This window comes from Sulfurimonas sp. HSL3-7, assembly GCF_039645985.1.
Classification (GTDB): domain Bacteria; phylum Campylobacterota; class Campylobacteria; order Campylobacterales; family Sulfurimonadaceae; genus Sulfonitrofixus; species Sulfonitrofixus jiaomeiensis.
Window position 1 is genome coordinate 2,734,987 of sequence record NZ_CP147919.1, and the last position, 19,601, is coordinate 2,754,587.

13 protein-coding genes are annotated in these 19,601 nt (G+C 54.9%); 4 read left to right on the forward strand and 9 right to left on the reverse strand.

What is annotated here, in order from left to right:
* Window position 1 precedes the first annotated feature (1 nt).
* The 8 genes from rbbA to WCY20_RS13675 form a co-directional block, all read right to left on the reverse strand.
* Window positions 2-2,722 carry a ribosome-associated ATPase/putative transporter RbbA gene (gene rbbA / locus WCY20_RS13640; protein WP_345975933.1) on the reverse strand — a complete coding sequence of 907 codons (2,721 nt, stop codon included), beginning with the start codon at window positions 2,720-2,722 and terminating at the stop codon, window positions 2-4.
* Window positions 2,723-2,727: 5 nt separating this feature from the next.
* A complete protein-coding gene (locus WCY20_RS13645; RefSeq protein ID WP_345975934.1) occupies window positions 2,728-3,720 on the reverse strand; it encodes an HlyD family efflux transporter periplasmic adaptor subunit in 993 nt (330 codons plus the stop codon).
* A 20-nt stretch (window positions 3,721-3,740) separates the two neighbouring features.
* Window positions 3,741-6,164: a TolC family protein gene (locus tag WCY20_RS13650; protein WP_345975935.1), complete on the reverse strand. Its 2,424-nt coding sequence runs from the start codon at window positions 6,162-6,164 to the stop codon at window positions 3,741-3,743.
* Entirely contained in the window at window positions 6,092-6,703 is a 612-nt protein-coding gene (locus WCY20_RS13655) for a TetR/AcrR family transcriptional regulator (RefSeq protein WP_345975936.1), read from the reverse strand. The genes WCY20_RS13650 and WCY20_RS13655 overlap by 73 nt, the downstream gene beginning before the upstream one ends.
* 116 nt (window positions 6,704-6,819) lie before the next feature.
* Window positions 6,820-7,590, reverse strand: a complete 771-nt coding sequence (locus WCY20_RS13660) for an SDR family NAD(P)-dependent oxidoreductase (RefSeq protein WP_345975937.1) — start codon at window positions 7,588-7,590, stop codon at window positions 6,820-6,822.
* 190 nt (window positions 7,591-7,780) lie between these two features.
* Window positions 7,781-9,253, reverse strand: coding sequence for a sodium/proline symporter PutP (putP, locus tag WCY20_RS13665; RefSeq protein ID WP_345978276.1), 1,473 nt, complete (start codon window positions 9,251-9,253; stop codon window positions 7,781-7,783).
* On the reverse strand, window positions 9,247-12,834 hold the full coding sequence (locus WCY20_RS13670) for a bifunctional proline dehydrogenase/L-glutamate gamma-semialdehyde dehydrogenase (RefSeq protein WP_345975938.1): 3,588 nt from the start codon (window positions 12,832-12,834) through the stop codon (window positions 9,247-9,249). The genes putP and WCY20_RS13670 overlap by 7 nt, the downstream gene beginning before the upstream one ends.
* Window positions 12,835-13,133: 299 nt before the next feature.
* Window positions 13,134-14,663: a diguanylate cyclase gene (locus tag WCY20_RS13675; protein ID WP_345975939.1), complete on the reverse strand. Its 1,530-nt coding sequence runs from the start codon at window positions 14,661-14,663 to the stop codon at window positions 13,134-13,136.
* A gap of 294 nt (window positions 14,664-14,957) precedes the next feature.
* Between WCY20_RS13675 and WCY20_RS13680 the strand changes: the two genes are divergently transcribed.
* Together WCY20_RS13680 and WCY20_RS13685 are read left to right on the forward strand one after the other, a co-directional pair.
* Window positions 14,958-15,092 (forward strand): hypothetical protein, encoded by a 135-nt coding sequence (locus WCY20_RS13680; RefSeq protein ID WP_345975940.1) that lies wholly within the window; start codon window positions 14,958-14,960, stop codon window positions 15,090-15,092.
* 410 nt (window positions 15,093-15,502) lie between these two features.
* A complete protein-coding gene (locus WCY20_RS13685; protein WP_345975941.1) occupies window positions 15,503-16,297 on the forward strand; it encodes a DUF6515 family protein in 795 nt (264 codons plus the stop codon).
* Window positions 16,298-16,364: 67 nt separating this feature from the next.
* On the opposite strand, the gene WCY20_RS13690 is transcribed toward WCY20_RS13685, so the two are convergent.
* Window positions 16,365-16,571, reverse strand: a complete 207-nt coding sequence (locus tag WCY20_RS13690; protein WP_345975942.1) for a hypothetical protein — start codon at window positions 16,569-16,571, stop codon at window positions 16,365-16,367.
* Between the two features lie 152 nt (window positions 16,572-16,723).
* Between WCY20_RS13690 and WCY20_RS13695 the strand changes: the two genes are divergently transcribed.
* The gene (locus WCY20_RS13695; protein WP_345975943.1) at window positions 16,724-19,054 is read left to right on the forward strand and encodes an EAL domain-containing protein; all 2,331 of its coding nucleotides are present in this window, start codon (window positions 16,724-16,726) and stop codon (window positions 19,052-19,054) included.
* Window positions 19,055-19,256: 202 nt separating this feature from the next.
* Complete coding sequence (locus tag WCY20_RS13700; RefSeq protein ID WP_345975944.1) at window positions 19,257-19,598, forward strand: Spy/CpxP family protein refolding chaperone; 342 nt, start codon at window positions 19,257-19,259, stop codon at window positions 19,596-19,598.
* The last annotated feature ends 3 nt before the right edge of the window (window positions 19,599-19,601 follow it).

Below are 19,601 nucleotides of genomic sequence, written 5' to 3' on the forward strand. Positions count from 1 at the left end.
GTCAACGCTCCTGCCGTTTTAAGGCCGCAATACTCAGCAGCGTCAGTACAACGGCTTCCGTAGCCAGTATGAGCAGGTCGGGGTAGAGTTCCTCAAACCCCAGCGCCTTGCTGAAGACGCCGCGGCTGATGTTGATGAAGTAGGTCACCGGGAAGATGTGGCCGACAACGGCGGCGATTCCTTCGAGCGAACTCACCGGATCTTTCAGCCCCGAAAAGTTGATCGTCGGCAGCAGAGTCAGGACCGAAGTTCCCGCCAGCGCGGCGATCTGCGTCCGGGTGAACGAGGACATCAGCAGGCCGATGCCCGTCGTGACCGTCACGAAAAGCAGTGCCCCGAGCGTCAAAACGGCGAAACTTCCCTTGATCTGAACGCCGAAGAGCGTGACCGCCAGGACGATCAGCCCGAAGTACCCGACCATACTGATGACGATATAGGGGAGCTGCTTGCCGAAGAGGAACTCGAACCTGGTCGTCGGCGTCGCGTAGAAATTGGTGATGGAGCCCAGCTCCTTTTCGCGCACTACGCTCAGCGCCATCAAAACCGCGGGGATAAAGATGAGCAGCATGGGAATGACCGCAGGCACCATCGCGTCGAGACTCTTAAAGTCCTGGTTGTAGCGGTAACGCATCTCCATCTTCACCGCAGAGAGTTGCGGGGTATAGCCCAGCGTCTCCCTGGCCGACTGGAGCAGGTAGGCATAGTGCATCCCCTGAACATACCCGCGAATCGTCTCCGCGCGAAACGGCATCGCACCGTCGATCCAGACCCCTATCTCCGTCGCTTCACCCCGCTGGACAGCCCTGCCGAAGCCCGGCGGTATCTCCAGTGCCACCGAGACATCCCCGCTCTTCATCCGCTGGTCCAACGCCCCCTGGTCGCTGAGCTCCGGCCTTTCACGGAAGTAGCGCGATCCGGATATGTTCTGTATATAGTTGCGGCTCTGCGGGGTTTTGTCACGGTCAAGCACCGCGAAACGTATATCTTCGACATCCATCGTGATGCCGTAACCGAAGATGAAGAGCAGGATCGCCATACCGGCAAGCGCAAAGGTGAGGCGGATGGGGTCTCGGATCACCTCGAGCGACTCCCGGTAAGTGTAGCCGAAGAGCCGTAAAAAGCTGAACCAGCGCCGCTGCCCCGCCAGAGCGCTTTTCGTGACGGTCATGTCGGCGGGAAGGCTCTTCTTCGGACCGTCTGCCGCCTCAAGGTAGTCGATAAAGGCCTCCTCCAGCGTCGCTTTGTCGCGTGCCGCGACCAGAGCTTCGGGCCTGTCGCATACCAGTACCCTCCCCTGGTGCATCAACGAAATGCGGTCGCACCGTTCGCCTTCGTTCATAAAGTGGGTGGAGATAAAGATGGTGACGTTGTCCTTGCGGGCAAGATCGACGAGCATCTCCCAGAAACTGTCCCTCGAGACCGGGTCGACGCCGGAGGTCGGTTCGTCGAGAATGAGCATCTCCGGCGCATGGACCACCGCCACCGCAAGCGAAAGTCGCTGGCGTATGCCCAGCGGAAGATCCGACGCAAATGTCTCTTCGTAACGCTCAAGATCAAAACGGACCAGCATCGCATCCACCCGTCCCTCGATCTTCCCTGCAGGCAGGTGGTAGAGCTGGGCGTGAAGTACGAGGTTCTGTCTGACCGTCAACTCCCCGTAAAGCGAAAAGGACTGGGTCATATACCCCACCCGTCGGCGTGTCTGGAGGTCGTGTCCGGCCGCGGGTTCGCCGAAGAGCCAGGCGCTGCCCTCGCTCGGTGTCAGCAGCCCGGTCAGCATCTTCATGGTCGTGGTCTTACCGCAGCCGTTGGAACCGAGAAAACCGAAGATCTCCCCCCGCCCGATCCTGAAACTCACATTGTCAACCGCCGTAAAATCGCCGAAGGTCATGGTCAGTCCTTCGGCGATGATCGCGTCGTCGTGATCGACTTCGGCACTGCCGCGCGGCGGTACGACCAGTGTCTGGTGCCCCCGCCGCTTCTCTTCGGGCAGCAACGCGATGAAAGCCGCATCAAGGTTGTCCGTCCCCGTACGTCTGAGCAGCTCCTGCGGCGTCCCCTCTGCAAGCACCCTGCCCGCATCCATCGCCACCAGCAGATCGAAGTGTTCCGCCTCCTCCATATAGGCGGATGCCACCAGGACGCTCATCCCGCTGCTGCCTGCGCGGATATGCGCTATCAGCTCCCAAAACTGGCGACGTGACAGCGGGTCGACACCGGTCGTCGGTTCATCCAGGATCAGAAGGTCCGGATCGTGGATCAGAGCACAGCAGAGGCCCAGTTTCTGTTTCATCCCCCCGGAGAGCTTTCCCGCCGGCCTCTCTTTGAATGCGATCAGGCCGGTACTTTCAAGAAGTTCCTGTATCCGGACCTCCCGCGCCTCTCTCTCCAGACCGAAAAGGCGGGCGAAAAATTCGACGTTCTCGTAGACGGAGAGGGACATGTAGAGGTTTTTGCCGAGCCCCTGCGGCATATAGGCGATACGCGGGCAGACCCGGAAACGGTAGCCCGCCCTGCGCATATCGCCGCCGAGCACCTCCAAATGGCCGGTCTGGATCGTACGGACACCCGAAACCAACGACAATAGGGTCGACTTCCCGACACCGTCCGGGCCGATCAGACCGATGATCTTTCCGGCGGGAAGCTCAAGGGAGACATGGTCGACGGCAACATTTTTACCGTAGGTGTGGCTGATCCCGCTGAGCTTGGCGACAGGCGTCATGGAACCTACCTCTCGCCGGGCAGTTTGCTGAGTGCTTCCGGCCAGGGCGTCGTCTCGTCAAGACGGACATATGCCATCCCCGGCAGCCCGGTTTTGACCTTCTCGAGATGCTCCCTGAGCAGCGCTTCGTCCACTTTGACCTTGACCCGGAACATCAGCTTTTCACGTTCGTTCGCCGTTTCGATCTCTTTGGGCGTAAACTGGGCCTGGGGCGAAACGAAGCTCACGGTTGCAGGGATGGCGACATCGGTAAAAGCGTCCAATACGATGCGCGCTTTGCTCCCTATCATCACCCGGCCCGCCTCCGACGTAGGCAGGAAGATGGTCATAAAGACGTCATCGAGTTTCAGCAGGGTCAGCACTTTCCCGCCGCCGCCGAGCACCTCGCCAGGCTCGGTCAGGCGGTAAAGCACCCGCCCCCTGACGGAAGAGCGCAGGGTGCAGTCGTCTATGTTGACCTGGATCGTCTCGACCTCCGCCTCGGACGCTTTGATGGCGGCGTCGCTGCTTACCACCTGCGCCCTGGCCGCAGCCAGCCCCGCTTTCGCGCTTTTGAGAGCGGTTTCATGCTGCTGCAGCTGTACCAGCGAAATGTTCTTGTTGACATAGAGGCTTTCGGAACGTTGGAGATTCTTCTCGGCCAGAGCCAGTTCGCTTTTACGCTGCGCGACAACGGCTTTCGCGTAGTATCTGTTCTGACGGGCCTGCTGCACATGGGCCTGCGCCTGTTTAAGACGGGCCTCGAGTTCATAGGTGTCGAGCCGTGCAAGCACTTCGCCCGGCTCGACCATGTCGCCCTCCTGTACGGTGATCTCCCGTAGACGTCCGGGCAGTTTTGTCGCAATATTCACCTCGGTCGTTTCGAGGCGCCCGTTGCCCGAAGCAAAGGCTTTGGGCCCGATATCACCGTTGAGAAAACCCCCGTACCATGCCGCAACGGCGATACTCCCCGCCACCGCGGCAAGAATTGCGATCCGTTTGAGTAGACGTTTATTCATTTTTACCCCCGTTCCGTCACTTAATCGCGACTGTTGTTACCGGCCGAATCGGCGGTAATATAGTTTTTAAGACGTTCCACCGTCCGGTCGCGTTCCGAATCTTCCATGAAAAAGTCAAAACGCCCGACGTCGCGCTGCAGTGTCATCAGATCGTTTAAAAAACCGTACACGGCGTTCGACGCCCCCTGCTCCGCCAATAGACTTGCATTCTGCGCGACAAGCAGGTCGGTCATCTGCCGCGTCCCTTCGGCATAGTTGTCGCGGATCAGTACAAGACTTTTTCGGGCGGCTTCGGCCGCCTCTTTCGAGAGGGCGATGGCCGGGTAGCTCGAGCGGATGGCATGCAGATCACTGCGGACACGCTGTTCGAGAGCGGCCGTGCTCTCGCGGGTATTGACATTCAATTGCTGCAGCGAAAGACGGGAACGCGCACTTCGGGCACTTCTGGCACCCCCTTCAAACAACGGCAGAGAGAGGCTCACACCCGCCTGCCAGTCCGTTTCGTCTTCGAGACTGAAACCGGCAGTCGCCGCGCGGGTCTCGTTGAAGACATGCGACACTTCGCCGTAAGCGAGAAGATCGGGCATCCAGTAGGCCCGGCGGTCGGAAACGAGCTGACGCTTCTGTGCGTCAGTCTGCGCCTGGAGAAGCGCCAACTCCGGCGACTGCCGAAGCCCCTCCTCCACAAAAAATGCGGCCATCCGCCTGTACGCCTTTTCGTTGGCGATGATCTCGACGAGACTGTTGCGGCTGATCAGCAGAGACGGATCGTCCAGGGTCGCCGGTTCAAAGGTAAGTCTTTGCGTAATGGGGCGGTGCAGGATACGGTTTAGGATGTCTCGGGCCTGTTCCACCGACGCCTCCGCCGAAAGTGCCCGCTGCTTTGCCGTCGCGATCCGGCTCTGCCAATAGTAGACGTCGGAGAGGTCCGAAACCCCCGCATCCACCCGTCCCTTTGCCAGTACGAGGTTGGTATCGGTCAATGCCAGGTTGTCACGTTCGATACGCAGATTGGTCTGCGCCATCAGGATCTTTAAAAACGCCGATACCGCCTGTTTGACCACCTCCAGTTCAAGCATCCGCTGCTGGGCTTCTACGGCGACCTGCAGATGTTTCTGCACCGCCAGCCTCGCCAACGCCTTTTCCGAAAAGAGGATCTGTTCAAGCCGAAGGGCGCCCGTCGTGCTTTTTTCGGCGTAAAAACCGCTCTCCACAAAGACATTGTCGCTGTTGACCTGAGTATAGGCGAGGTTTCCGGTCATACGCGGCAGAAGGACCGAACGCACTTCATCGACGGTTTCGCCGTGAACCTGTGTCCCGAGTTGCCCCGCGATGATGCCCAGGTTGTTGCGCAGCGCCTCTTCGGCCACATCTTTTAGCGTCAGACGCTCTTGACCCTCTTCACTGCCGTGCAGCAAAACGGCATCTCTGAGTACCGCGAAAGGCGGCGAAAGGTCTATCGCGCGAGCGGTCGCCATATTGAGTTTCAGCTGCCGCTGCACCTCGAAACCAGCGGGCTGCGCCTGCGCTTGAGCGCCCTGTATAACCGTATAAATGTTCAATGCGGCACGGCGAAGCCGTTTGGAAACTTCGGAACCGTCCTGCTGCGAAGCCAAAACCCCGTCATCCACCGTCACATTTTCTGCGAAACTGTACGAAGGCAGCTGCCGGTGCTTCAATGCCGCCAGCAGCCGTTGTTCTGCCGCAGGGCTCAGCTGCGGCAGCGGGGCGATCATCACCGCCTCCGTACCGTCGGGAAAACTTTGGGCGGGGGCCTCGTACGAAAAGGCCGTAATCAACGTCAGCTCAACCCCCTCGTCGCCGGCGATCTCTTTTGCGCGCCGTGCCATCCCGGGAAAGCGGGCGTACTGGGTTTCATCCGCCAACAGAACCGCTTTTGAAAAAGGTACGACACGCAAAAACGTTTTGAGTTCCTCTGCAAACGTCGTGTCTGCGGTAATGTAGTTGAAATTCCCGATGCCCCTTTTCGCCTTCTCTCCGGTGAGTCCGACCAGGTCCCGACGACCGATGAAAGGGGCAAAGGTCGGTTTGGCAAACCCGCTCTTTTCCAGCGCCAGCTGACTTGAGAGGGCACCCACCGCAAACACGATATCGACACCGGGGTCCTTCTCCAGCGCATCCATCGCGCTTTCGATTTTGTCAGCCGACCATCCGCCGTCATACTGTTTTGACGACGGGTAGACCAGTGTGAAAGCGGTGCCGGTCAACCGTGCAAGTTCCTCTTTCAGCAGCGTCTGCTGCCGAAGCAAAGCCGGTGTGTTCCCGTCGCTGACAACACCTATCTTCACCGTTTGCGCTGCGACCGCCATATACCCGCTGGCGTAGAAACCAAGCAGCAGTACGAAAAGTCTCATCGTATCATCCCCTCTTCCCTTGTCGTCGATCCGCCGCATTGTTGCATCATGCAGATGAACTGCCGGCATACCTGTCCGGCAAGCGCTTCCGTATCGCCGCCGACCTCGATCCAGTGCTGAAAACAGCCGTTGGCGAAGCCGTTGAAGAGTCGGGCGTTCAGCAGCGCCCCCGTATCGCTAGTCCCCGGCTGCAAACGCCGGAAATTATCCGTCAAAAAACGGTGTACCGGTTCCAGGATGTCGTTGAACTCGTTCAGAAGCGACTGGAAAAACAGGGGGTTGTTCTGCATACCCAATTCGACCAGTTTCCGTTGGTGGCCCATATGTTCGAATTTCAAGACGATATAAATTCGCAACCGCTCCGCAGGGTCGTCGACACCGTCACAGCGGCATAGCAACTCATCGAAAAACTGTTTCAGCTGCATTTCGACATATGCGATGTAGAGCCCCTCTTTCGATCCGAACAGCGCATATATCGTGCTCATCGAGACCGAAGCGGCTTCGGCGACTTCGGCTATTTTCAGCTGACCGTAGCCGCCGCTTTCGAGCAGCTCGCCTGCCACCTTGACCAGTGCGTCCTTTTTTGATGTCAATCCCGCTGCGTTCATCTCTCATCCTTACATACGCAGTATAGGGCGTAAGACCTTACGGGTAATTTAATTACTCTAGAGCCGATCCTCTAAAGCTTCCGCAGTTTGGCTCGCATGGGCAGAGTGCAGACCGTTCAGCCGTTGCGGCTGTGGACGTAGGGGTTTCGCTGTGCCGTCGGCATGACGAGGACATCCTGGATGTTGACGTGCGACGGTGCGTTCAGGATGTAGAGTGCCAGATCGGCGATATCCTCGGGATGCAGCGGCTCGTAGCCTTCATAGACCGCATCAGCCCTGGTTTCATCGCCGCTGAAACGGGTGTTAGAAAAGTTGGTCTCCACGGCACCCGGGGCGATATTTCCGACCCGGACCGCCGTACCGGCAAGGTCGATGTTCATCGCCTCGCCCAGGGCGTGCACGGCGGCTTTGGTCGCGCTGTAGACGTTGCCGCCCGGGTAGGTCATCTTGCCGGCAATACTGCCGATGTTGAGGATATGACCGCTGTTTCGGCGCCGCATCTGCGGCACGACGGCGCGGCTGACGTAGAGCAGCCCCTTGATGTTCGCATCGATCATCTCTTCCCACTGGTCGACATCGCCCCCGTCGAAAGCCTCCAGCCCCAGAGCCAGCCCCGCGTTGTTGATCAGGATGTCGATCGCCGTCGTCTCCAGCAGGATGGAGAGCCGGCTTTCGACCTCTTTGCGGTTTCGCACGTCGAAAACCAGCACTTTGATATCAACACCGAAAGGGCCAAACGCCTGTTTAAGTGCCTCGAGTTTCTCACCGTTGCGTCCGCAGAGCACCAGATCTGTTCCGGCTTCGGCCAGTCTATGAGCACAGGCCTTGCCGATGCCGGAGGTCGCACCGGTGACAAGCACCCGTTTGCCGTTGAGTTGATTGCCCATATGTTTCCTTTTCAATCCGCTTTATTCTAAAATATATGCGGATTTTAGCGCTTTTGCATTGAAAGAAGAGGAAAACGGCAAAAAACTCGCTTAACAGCAACCATCCAAAAAGAAACCGTGTTTTAAAAACTGATTTTTAGAAGTTTCCATACGGTTTATTTTGATACCATCCCTTATCGATGGATCCTTGTTACCGTTTGTTCAAACGTTTCCAGACGGCTTCGTGCGTTGCCCAGCATGTCGATGAGACACGGCTTCCTCTGCTGAAAACCAAAATGGCGACCGCCCCCGCAATGAAGCCCGGCAGGAGCTCGTAGAGATCAAAGATGCCCCCTTCAAGCTGCTTGTAGACAATAACCGTCACCGTTCCCGCGACCATGCCGGCTATCGCACCGATCTTGGTGATCCCCCTGTGGTAGAGCGATAGAATGATCAGCGGACCGAAGGCCGCGCCGAAACCGGCCCAGGCGTAGGCAACGAGGGAGAGAACAGTGGAATCTCTGTCGGTTGAGAGGTACCAGGCAATAACGGCGATAGCGATCACCGTGGCACGGCCTAACCAGACAAGCTCTTTGTCACCCGCGTCGGGTCGAATCGAGGCGTGGTAGAGATCGCGGGTCAGTACCGACGAGGAGACCAGCAGCTGCGAGTCGACCGTGCTCATGATGGCGGCCAGAATAGCGGCAAGCAGGAAGCCGGCTATCCAGGGGTTGAAAAGCAGCTGCGAGAGGGTGATGAAGATCTTCTCGCTGTCCTGCAGGTCGATGCCGTTGGCCGCAACATAGGCAAAACCGAAAAAACCGACGGCAAGAGAACCGATGACGGAGGCGATCATCCAGCCCATGCCGATCTGCTTGGCGCGGTGCATCTCATGCTCGTCGCGTATCGACATAAAGCGCACCAGGATGTGCGGCTGGCCGAAATACCCCAGTCCCCAGGCCATCAGCGAGATGATCCCTATGAAAGAACTTCCGGTCATAAAATCAAGGTTTTCGGGCTTGATTCTCCCGATGGTCTCGAGTGCGGCAGAAACACCCCCGATCTCGTAGATGACCACCAGCGGCGTCACCACCAGGGCCAGCATCATCAATATCCCCTGAATGAAGTCGGTCCAGCTCACCGCATTGTAGCCGCCCAGGAAGGTATAGGAGACGATGATGAAGCTGCCCGCAAGCAGTGCCGTGTCGTAATCGAGTCCGAAAGTCGCCTCGAAGAGCTTGGCGCCGCCGACAAGGCCTGAAGAGGTGTAGAGCGTGTAAAAGAGCAGGATCACCAACGCGGTGACGATGCGCAGGCCGTTGCCGCTCTCTTCAAAGCGGTTGGAGAAGTAGTCGGGTATCGTGATGGCGTCGTTGAGATGGTGCGTATAGACCCGCAGCGGCTTGGCGACATAGTGCCAGTTCAGGTAGGCACCGATGATCAGCCCGACCGCGATCCAGCTGCCGACGATCCCATCGCTGTAGAGCATGCCCGGCAGTCCCAGCAGCAGCCAGCCGCTCATGTCGGAGGCACCGGCACTGAGCGCCGTCACGCCCGGCCCGAGGCCGCGCCCTCCGAGCACATAGTCGGAGAGGTCTTTGGTCTTGAAGTAGAAATAGAGGCCGATAGCGACCATTACGAGCATATAGATTGAAAACGAGATGATAACGGGGAGTTCTAAGATGGTATCTCCTTTTTTTCGAGCGCTCTGCTGCCCAGGTTACCGTAACGGTGGTACCGGTGTGAAACGCTCTGTTCGATGTAGTAGTGCATCAGTTCGATGCGGCCGTGCGACACAAAAGGCGCCGTGGCGAGATAGTAGGCCTTGTCGGCGATATCCTTGTAGAGCTGCTCCGAGACGTGTTCGGGCTTAAGGAAGCGGATGCGCTCGAAATGGACAAACGAAAAGATCAGTGCGAGTTCGTTCTCCATCACAAAGTCATCCTCCTCCTCAAGCAAAAGCTTCTGTTTTGCGGCGAACCAGAGCAGCGCCCGGGAGTCGTCATCTTCGGAGATCGAAAGGGTCACCTTCGCACCGGCTATCTTTGCCGCGCAGTAGGAGCAGAGCATCTCAAAGAGCGTATCGTCACTGCCGAAACGCAGCAGCACACTCTTTACTCCCCGGTAACGCAGGATATTGCTCTCCCCCCGGATATGGAAATGGTCGTGTTCTCTGGTAAACTCTTTTTCGTTCCAGTACACGAAGTTGCCCACTGTCTCAAGAACCTTTTTTAGCTCCTCTTTGTAGTGGGTCTCCCCTTCCATCAGTTTACGCAGCTTATCCAACAAAGGGTGGTCCGACTGCTGCGGTTCGGTCTCTGCCGTTATGTTGAGAAACTGGGTGACATAGTTGGGACCGCCCGCCTTCTTGCCGCTGCCGATAGCCGATTTGCGCATGCCGCCGAAGGGCTGACGCAGGACGATGGCCCCGGTCGTCGGGCGGTTGATATAGAGGTTGCCCGCGATCAGCGCCTCTTTCCACCTCTTGACTTCGCGCTCGTCGAGTGACTCGATACCCGAGGTGAGGCCGTAGCCGGTCGCATTGACAATATCGATGGCATCGTCGAGGTCTTCGGCGCAGATAACCGAGAGGAGCGGTCCGAAGAGCTCATTGGTGTGGCAGTAATCGCCCCGTTTTGTCCCCCAGCGGATGGCGGGCCTCAGCATATAGGGGTTATCGTTATCCGCATAAGCGGGCGGCAGCAGCCACGACTCGCCCTCGTCGAGATGCTCGAGTGCATGAGCCAGCTTGCCGGCCGGCCTGTCGACCAGTGAGCCGATTTTGTTTTCAAACGCCCACACCGAACCTGTCTCCAGCGAAGAGGCAGCATCGAGCAGTATCGCTTTGAAGGCTTCGTCCTCATAAACCTCCCTCTCCAGCACCAGCAGCGAGGTGGCGGAACACTTCTGCCCGGAGTTGTTGAAAGCCGAAGCAAGCACATTGGCAAGCGCCTGATCGCGGTCAGCCATGGCGGTGATGATCGTCGCATCCTTGCCCCCGGTCTCGGCAGAGAGATGGATATCGGGACGCGACCGGATCATCTCGTAGGCCGTCGATTCACCGCCGGTAAAGATAACGAAATCGATCGCCCTGTTCGGTATCAGCTCCCGTCCTGCCAACGCACCGTCGCAGGGGACGAACTGAAGCGTGTTTTTCCCAACTCCTGCGGCCCAGAAACACTCGCAAAGACGATAGGCGCTCAACACCGCGGCAGAGGCCGGCTTGAGGATGACCGTATTGCCCGCCGCCAGTGCAGCAGTGATACCGCCGGCGGGTATCGCCACCGGAAAGTTCCACGGGCTGACCACAAGGCCTGCCCCTTTCGGAGAGAGATTCACCCCCGCCAGGGATTCAAGCTGCGCGACGCTGTAGGGGTAGAAGTTGAGAAAGTCGATCGCCTCGGAGACCTCCACGTCGGTCTCGGTAAAGACCTTGCCTACCTCCGCCGCCGCAACGCCGATCAGATCGCCCCTGCTTCTTCGGACCTCGTTTGCGGCCTCCATCAGGATCTTCCCGCGCTCTGTGGAGCTCAACTTCCGCCAGCCGTCAGGATCGTTTCGGGCCGCATCGGCGGCACGCTGCAGCTGCTGAGCAGAGGCCTTTGCATAGCTTCCAACCAGTGCGCCTTCACGGTATTGGGATTTGTCGATCACCTCTGTGCGTTCACCTCCCGCAAAGCTCTCTCCGCCGACAACCACCTCGGCATGGAAGCCGCCGTTTTTGCCGATGTTCTGCCATTTGTCCCGAATTGCCTCTGCCCAGCGTCGGTTCGGTTCGAGAATGAAATCGGTATCGCTCTCGTTCTCAAAGCGGTAGCTCTGCGGCCCAGGCACGGTTTTTGCTTCTTCTATGCCGCGGTCCTGCGTTCTGAACGGTTCCAGGGGGATGCTCCCCATTGACCGGCACGCCTCCTCAAACCCCGCTTCAAGCTGATGCCATACGGCAGAACCCGCTTCGAGCCCAAAGCTGTGGCGCATGAAGTTCCCTTCGGCAGTATTTTCGTCGAAACGGCGCACGAGATAGGCTACGGCATTGGTAAAGGTCGCCATGGTCGCCGTCGGGGCGTAGAGGATCACCTCTATCCCCTCCTCTTTCAGCACGCGGTAAGCCGCTTCGCTCATCCCCTCGAGCATCTCGGCGGTAAGGTAGGATTCGACCTTTCTCTCTTTCGCCAAAGTCGTTGCCAGCGCATGTTCAAAGAGGTTGTGCGAGGCGATGCCAAGATGGACGCAGGGAGCTATCGCAGGGTCAAGCAGGTAGTCCATCAGCTGTTTGTAGTTGGCGTCGGTCTCGACCTTCTGATTGTAGGTGATGCAGGGCCAGCCGCGCAGGCTCGCCTCGGCACGCTCCATCTCCTGGTTCGCCCCTTTGACGAGGCGTACCTTGATGGGGGCGCCCCCCTCCTCGACGCGCTTAACGGCCCACGCCGCAAGCTTCTGCAGCTGCGACATGGCATCGGGCATATAGCTCTGTATGACGATACCGGCATGGTAGTGTTTGAACCGCTCCTTTGAGAGTGTGGCCATAAAGGCGTCCACTGTCAGCGAGAGGTCGCGGTACTCCTCCATATCGAGGTTAACGAACTTGTGGCACACCTGCCCGTGTCTGTCGACAAAAGTGTTGGCCATCGCCGCGTCATAGACCCGGCCGATGCGCTCGACCAGCTCCTCGACGCTCCATTCATGGGCCAGCGGATTAAGCTGCGAAAAGATGGTCGATATCTTGATGGAGATATAGTCAATCTGCGGCCGGCGAAGCGACGCAACATATTTGTCGAGCCGCTTGTGGGCCTCTTTCTCCCCCAGTACAGCTTCACCGATGACGTTGATGTTGACGCGGGTCCCCTCTTCTCGGCGACGCTGAATATGTTTGAAAAGCGGGTGCTCTTCACCTTTGATGACGACGCCGCTGACCTCTTCGCGCAGCAGCCGTATAAAGAGCGGAACAGAAAAATTGGGAATATGGCAGCCGACTCTTCTAAAAAGCCAGATCAGCAGCTTCTCGAAGTCACTGAAGAAGTCGGTGTTTTCATATTTTGCGAAGATATACTCCAGCTGGTCGGCAACGCGACCGGGATCACCGGAGCGGAAACTCTGGTCGAGAAGTTCGATCAGAAAGACCTTGTTGCGGGGGTTTTTCAGCATCCCGGCCATCATCGCATGGAACTTGAGTTCCTCTTTGGCGCGCACCTCTTGGATGCGCTGCTGCCAGCCGCTGGCAACACGCTTTGTCTTTTCGATAATCTCCGGTGATAAAGTTCTCATCTACGTCCTTTTGCAGTATCCTCAAATAAGACGATCAGTATTCGTAACGACCACCCCTCGCCGTTCTGTTCAACCGAAGCTTGCACAAAACAGCATGGATCTTTTTTCTTGAATTTCCCCGATTGTAACGTTTTTTACAGTACATTGCAAACGCTTCCGGGTTGAGTGGGCAGCTTCTTCCCAATACGTCTCCCGGCACGTATTATGCCATTGACGCCTGTCTCCGCCCCTCTTGGTGTTTCAAGCAATAAACTGCTCGATCGAATCAATAACAGTGCTCTCTTTTTAACGATCACACCCTATCTTCCGTAGACGTATATTTGATTTTTGGCTTGAACCACCTTGTTCCTACCGCTCTCTTTGGCTTCATAGAGGGCTATATCGGCACGCTTTAGGGTCTGGTCGATCGATTCATCCGGGGTATGGAGTGTCATCCCGAAGCTGCAGGTTACCTTGCCGACTATTTCAAAAAGCTCACTTTCAACGCGCTGCCTGACATGCTCGGCCATCCGTCTCAGCGTTTCGACCGATTCCGTCTCGATGATCAGCAGAAACTCTTCTCCGCCCCATCTGATCAACAGGTCCCCGCTACGGATGGAGTACTTTACCGTCGAGACGAGATGCTTCAGGACTCTGTCGCCGATGTCATGGCCGAAGGTGTCGTTGACGTTTTTGAAATGGTCGATGTCCATCATAATAAGGCCGAGATGACGGTTCCGTTTTTCGGCATTTTCAATAAAATCACCGATATTTTCATCAAAGAACCCCCTGCTGTAGGCGCCTGTAAGGTGGTCACGGCTTACCCGTTCCTCCAGTGAGAACTGCTCCGACATGGTCTCACTGATGTCGGTAAAGGAGACGATGAAATCATCATCGTCGAAATGATTGATGGATACACTGAATGCATAAGGGTGCCCGTGTGTATTGAGCAGTGAAACCACACGCTCTTTTTTCGGAAGCGTCTGCAGCACCTCGACCCAATCCTCATTTCCCTCGGGCAATTTCCCACGGTGGAAAAACCGCTCATCTTCGACGAAAAGGTCGCAGATGCAGCCGTGCTCTTTCAAAAAATCCTCGAGGGTTGCATAACCAAAAAAGTGCAAGAAAGAGTAGTTGGCCTTTTTTATAACTTGGCCATCCGTTTGAATGATGATGTTCTTCTGCAGGTCGAAAAGGCGCTGAAGCTTGTTCTGATCGGCGATACGCTCTGTAATGTCGTAGACAGTACCAATGGAGCGTACAGGCTTGCCTTCCTTGTTGTAGGAGTGTTCACAGTGTTCTTCGACATAGCGAACTGATCCGTTTTTCGGGATGATACGGTGGACAAGATGGTAACTTCGTTTCTCTTGAACGGATTGCCTGTACTCATTAGCCAAGGCATCACGGTCCTCGGGATGAACATAGTTTAAAAAGCCTTCAAAGGTCGCTTCAAATTCCTGAGGTTGCAATCCGAAGATCCGATAAACCTCATCGCTCCAAAAAAGTCTATCCTTTTCCAGATCGAACTCCCAAAAACCCAAATGGGCAATATCCTGCGCCTCTTTAAGCAGCATATTTGAATTTTTCAACCCTTTTTCCGCGGATTTCAAGTTCTCCTGGACCGTAACCAGGTAGCGGATCAGGTATGCGACAAGGGAGAACATGAAGAGGCCGACAAAGATCGGGACGATAAATCCGGCGGTCAGGAGCATCTTGTCAAAAAAACTGCCTGTCAGCCAATAGCTCACTGCCATGACGGCCGTCTCTGCAAGGATCGTGGCCAAAATCGTAAAGAGCATGACGAACGGCCAAAACCCCAACCTTGCTAAAAAAGAGACCACTTTTGTCACAATAACCTTTCGTACTATATTATTAAACCTGACTATTATGCAACGAAATAAATATCTTATAAATATGTCTGATATTAGAGTATAAAGAAAATAAGTCTCAATCAAGCTGAAAATGGCTGAGGGCAATTGTATAAATGCGCGACAAAAGCAGCACCCCCCACCCCTTAGAAGCGGCTTATGACGCAAGAACGTATTGCAATAGTGTTGGCGTCACATGAAAAAGTATTCAACATTAACTAACTTGTAACATTTTAAGAGTACCATTGTTACAAATCACCCTGAATGGAGAAAAGCATGGAACCGAATTTGGAAGATATGAGCGACTATAAAAAACCGCTGGGTAAGAACAAGACCAAGATCATTATTATCGCCTTTGCTATTGTGATAGCGATTTATATTATCTATGCTCTGGTGATGGGCGCACTGTAACAGAGTGCTTACCGTGTGATCGCAATGTCTTTACCATCCCACTTGGTGGTCAGGTTGAACTTGTCTGCCAACTCTTTAATATACATGACTTCCATCACACCTTCACCGGCGAGCGATTTAGCTTCTAGAATAATTGTCCCGTTATTAACACCCCTGAGTTCATGGTACTGAAGTTCCAATTTACTCAATTCGTTATGTAAACTATTTAGCATGAAACAAACCCTCAATTGGTTTTATTCATTGTAGCCAATTTCTGAATACAGAACAAAAAAAACAGCAGTGGTACCCGCACTGCGATGATAGAATTGGTCCGAAAAAGAGAAGCATCTTTTTTTTCTTATCACAAAAGCACGGTATCATATGTAACGGTTTAAGATATACTAAAAGACACTGTATCAAGGGGGAATAAGATGCGTTATAACAAAATGGCGACGGTCGCATTGTCAGTGATACTCTCGGGAGGGATGCTCTCTGCAGAGTCCGGGCATACTGGAGGAAAAGAGAGTTACGGTAAACACACGGAGGTGAAACGAAGTGCAGGTCTCAAACGGACTGACCGTGACAAAGATGCACATCAACGCCTTTCGAAAACACCGAAGGAGCGGACACCTGAGGTACGCTATAAGATCAATAGACCACCGGAGACGGTCCACCGCATCGTAAAGCAGGAAGCAGAGGTCAAGCGCAAACGGCCCCCTGTTCAAAAAGAACTCAAGAGGATAGAACGCCCTCACCACTGGATACCTCCCAAGACCAAACCGCTGCCGCCCCACCGTCGTCCGGGCTATGTCATCCGTACCATACCGAAAGTGGCCATGACCCTCACCCTGGGCGGCCTGCTCTTCTACTACTCGGACGGCATCTACTACCGCCATCATGACAGCGGCTTTGTCGTCATTGTGCCGCCGATAGGGCTCATCGTGCCGGTACTGCCGCCGGGGTACACCGTTTTCAGTCTCCATGGCAGCACCTACTACTACTATGCCGATGTCTACTACGTTTGGGATATCCATCACCGGGCCTACCGCGTAGTGGAAGCACCCGAAGCCTATGAGCGCTACCAGCCCGGTGACATTGTCGACACTCTGCCCGACGGCACCTACACCGTAACGATCGACGGCGTGCAGTACTACCGTTACAACGGGATCTATTTTATGCAGGCGATACAGGGTGAACGAATCGTCTACATCGTCGTCACCCCCTAAAAAGGCTATGCCCTTCTCGACATCACGAGGCACCCAAACGACAGGGGTGCAGGAAGTCGGCAAGCAGCTAGCAACGGGTTTGAACATCAGAGCCTCTGGCGTCATTCCGATGCTTGACGTCACGAAGATGCACCTCGAGCGTGTAAAGAGCAGCGCCTGATTTTGGCTGGCCGATGATAACCGTAAACTGACCCAGCATTGCGATCTTGCCGTCCATGCCAACAATGACGCGGAATGTAGCAGTCCCTTTACGACTCACTGATAGAGGCTGCAAAATCAACGTATCTGAACTATTTTCAGAGTATCATTCCCCCTATTGTCTATATAAGCAAGCCGAATATCCAGTCAACTTTTCCTGTTAATACAGACGTCAATGCATTTAGAGTATTTTAGATAAAAAAACAAACAACTATTGAAAGAGCACAGATGTTCACACCAGCAGAGAGCACAGACGAGACACAGATCAAAGCCGAGATGATCACCGTTGCCTACGACCATTTGGGATTCTCTTCTTTTGCCGTTATTGTCAACGCCTTTGTGCTGAGCATGGCGCTTTGGAGCGTCATTGATCATGCAACGATATTGATATGGGTTATCGCCGTATTAAGCGTGAGCCTGTTTCGTTACTACTCGTCCCTGCGTTTCAGACACCACAGAGAAAAGTACACGGTCAAATACTGGGAACAGCTTTTTCTTGCCGGTGTCACTGTGTCGGCGATCTTCTGGGCAAGTGCCTCTTTTGTGCTTTTTACGCCGGAAAGCATTATGCATCAGGCAATGCTCATCATTGTACTCGCCGGCATAAGTGCAGGCGCGGTAAGCAGCCTTGCATCGGTATTGACGGCGATACGTATCTTTCTTGTTTTGCTGCTGGTTCCCCTTCTCATCCAGCTTTTGCTGCAAGGCACCGAACTGCACTATTGGACCGCTCTGCTCATCGTCATGTTTATAGCGCTTGTTCTGACTATTTCCAAACGTTTTAACGAAAACCATCTCAAAGTGATCAAATCGCATCTTATGTATGAAAAAGCAAAAGAGGAGCGCGACCTGACGGCGGAACGTTTTGAAACCGTTTTTCGTGAAGCACCCGCGGGCATCTTTCTTTACGATAGCGACCTGAAAATACTGGAGATCAACCAGGAGTTTTCTGATTTTCTTGATACGCCGCCGGATTCCCTTATCGGACTGGACATGAAACAGCTCCCGGACCAGCGTATTTTACCTGCAATTCAGGCCGTTATGGACGATAGCGGCGGTTATTACGAAGGAGAGTACCGCACCAAATACAAGCGAAAAGAGACGTGGATCAGCATGCGCACCTCTCCGGTTCTTGATGCAAACCGCCATGTGATCGGCGGCATCGCCATCATTTCCGACATCACCGAACGGATGAATGATCAAAAGAAGATCCAGCATCAGGCCTACTACGATGCCCTCACCAATATACCCAACCGCACCCTTCTGATAGAGCGGATCCATCACGAGATCGGCCGCTTCAAACGCCATCATATTATTGCCGGAATGCTCTTTCTCGACCTCGACCATTTCAAGAACATCAACGACTCCCTGGGGCATCAGGTCGGTGACCAGCTGCTGATCGAGACAGCCAAGCGGCTAAAAAGCATACTAAGAGACGAGGACACCCTCTCACGTCTCGGCGGTGACGAGTTCGTCATCCTTCTACCCGACCTCGGATCCGAGCCGATACCGGCTCTCGGCAAAGCGGAACACGTTGCCGAGAAAGTCCACCGGGCACTGGAAGAGCCGTTTATTCTGCAGGGGCATGAGCTTTCCACATCAGCGAGTATCGGCATGGTGATAACGGATGATGACAACAGCACGACCGAAGATCTGATCAAGCATGCCGATATGGCGATGTACCAGGCCAAAAAAGAGTGGCGGGGCAGTACAAGCTTCTACCGTCCGGAGATGGACAGAATGATAAAAAGACGCCTTAGAATCGACCATGCCCTGCGTTCTACCGTTTCCGCCAACGAGCTTGAGCTCTATTTTCAGCCTATTATCGAGTTTGCGACCGGCAACGTCATCGGGGCCGAAGCCCTGCTGCGGTGGGAAAACCCGAAACTGGGGAGAATCACCCCCGATGAGTTCATCCCCATCGCCGAAGAGAGCGGCGTCATCATTGAAATCGGGGAATGGGTTCTAAACCGGGCCTGCGAGCAGTTTGCCCAGTGGCAAAAAGAGCTGGGAGCGGCCACACATCTACGCAAGATAGCGGTAAATGTAAGCAGCAAGCAGTTTAATGAGACGACCTTTTTCGACAAAGTGCTGCATGCCATCAGCCGAAGCGGGATCAAATCCGCCCAGCTCGAACTTGAGCTAACCGAGTCGATCATCATCGACAACCTTGAAAAGGTCTCCGAAAAGATGCGGCAGCTTCGCGCGCATAATATCGGCATCTCCATTGACGATTTCGGGACGGGTTATTCGTCGCTCTCCTACCTCAAAAAGCTCCCCTTCTCGACACTCAAGATCGACAAGTCCTTTACCCAGGATATTCAGACCAATGCCGACGATGCCGAACTGATCAGGACCATCATCACCATCGCACACAGTTTTCATCTCAACGTGATCGCAGAAGGGGTCGAGACCGCCGAACAGTACGCCTTTTTGCACGAGCACCGCTGCAGCTGTTTTCAGGGTTACTACTGCAGTCCGCCGCTCCCAGGCAAAGCGTTTGGCGATCTGCTGCACGATAAGAGCAGGGCCTGCACCGATACACCGGTCAACATTTGATCTGCTGTGCTGCGGGAGATAAGGGCATCCCCTCATAAATCCCCCGACAACAGGGTTTTCCTGCAAGATAGAGAACCTTCCCTGTCAACATCCTTCTTGTTTACATACGTTAACACGCCGTTGAGCAACCGCTTACAAACCCGCTCTATCATTATGAAAGATAAAGAGGACTCTTTATCATACACCGTAAAAAGGATACAACATGAAACGTACACTATTGATCGGACTGCTTTTGACCTCGGTCAGCGCTTTTGCCTATATGGGCCATCCCGGACCCGACAGGATGATGCTCGACGAACTCAACCTCACACCGGCCCAGGAGAAAGAGATCAAGACGATCCGCAAAGAGTCCAGAAACGAGCGTATCAAGCTGATGGATCAGATGGATGAGCTCCGCGATGAGACCCGAAAACAGATGATGTCGGTTCTAAACGATGAACAGAAGAGACAGTTCATAGCCCTTCGCAAAGAGATGCGCCAGTCACGCAGGGACAACGGCTGCGATCGTGGTACAATGGGTAAAATGAAACCACCAATGCGATAAAAG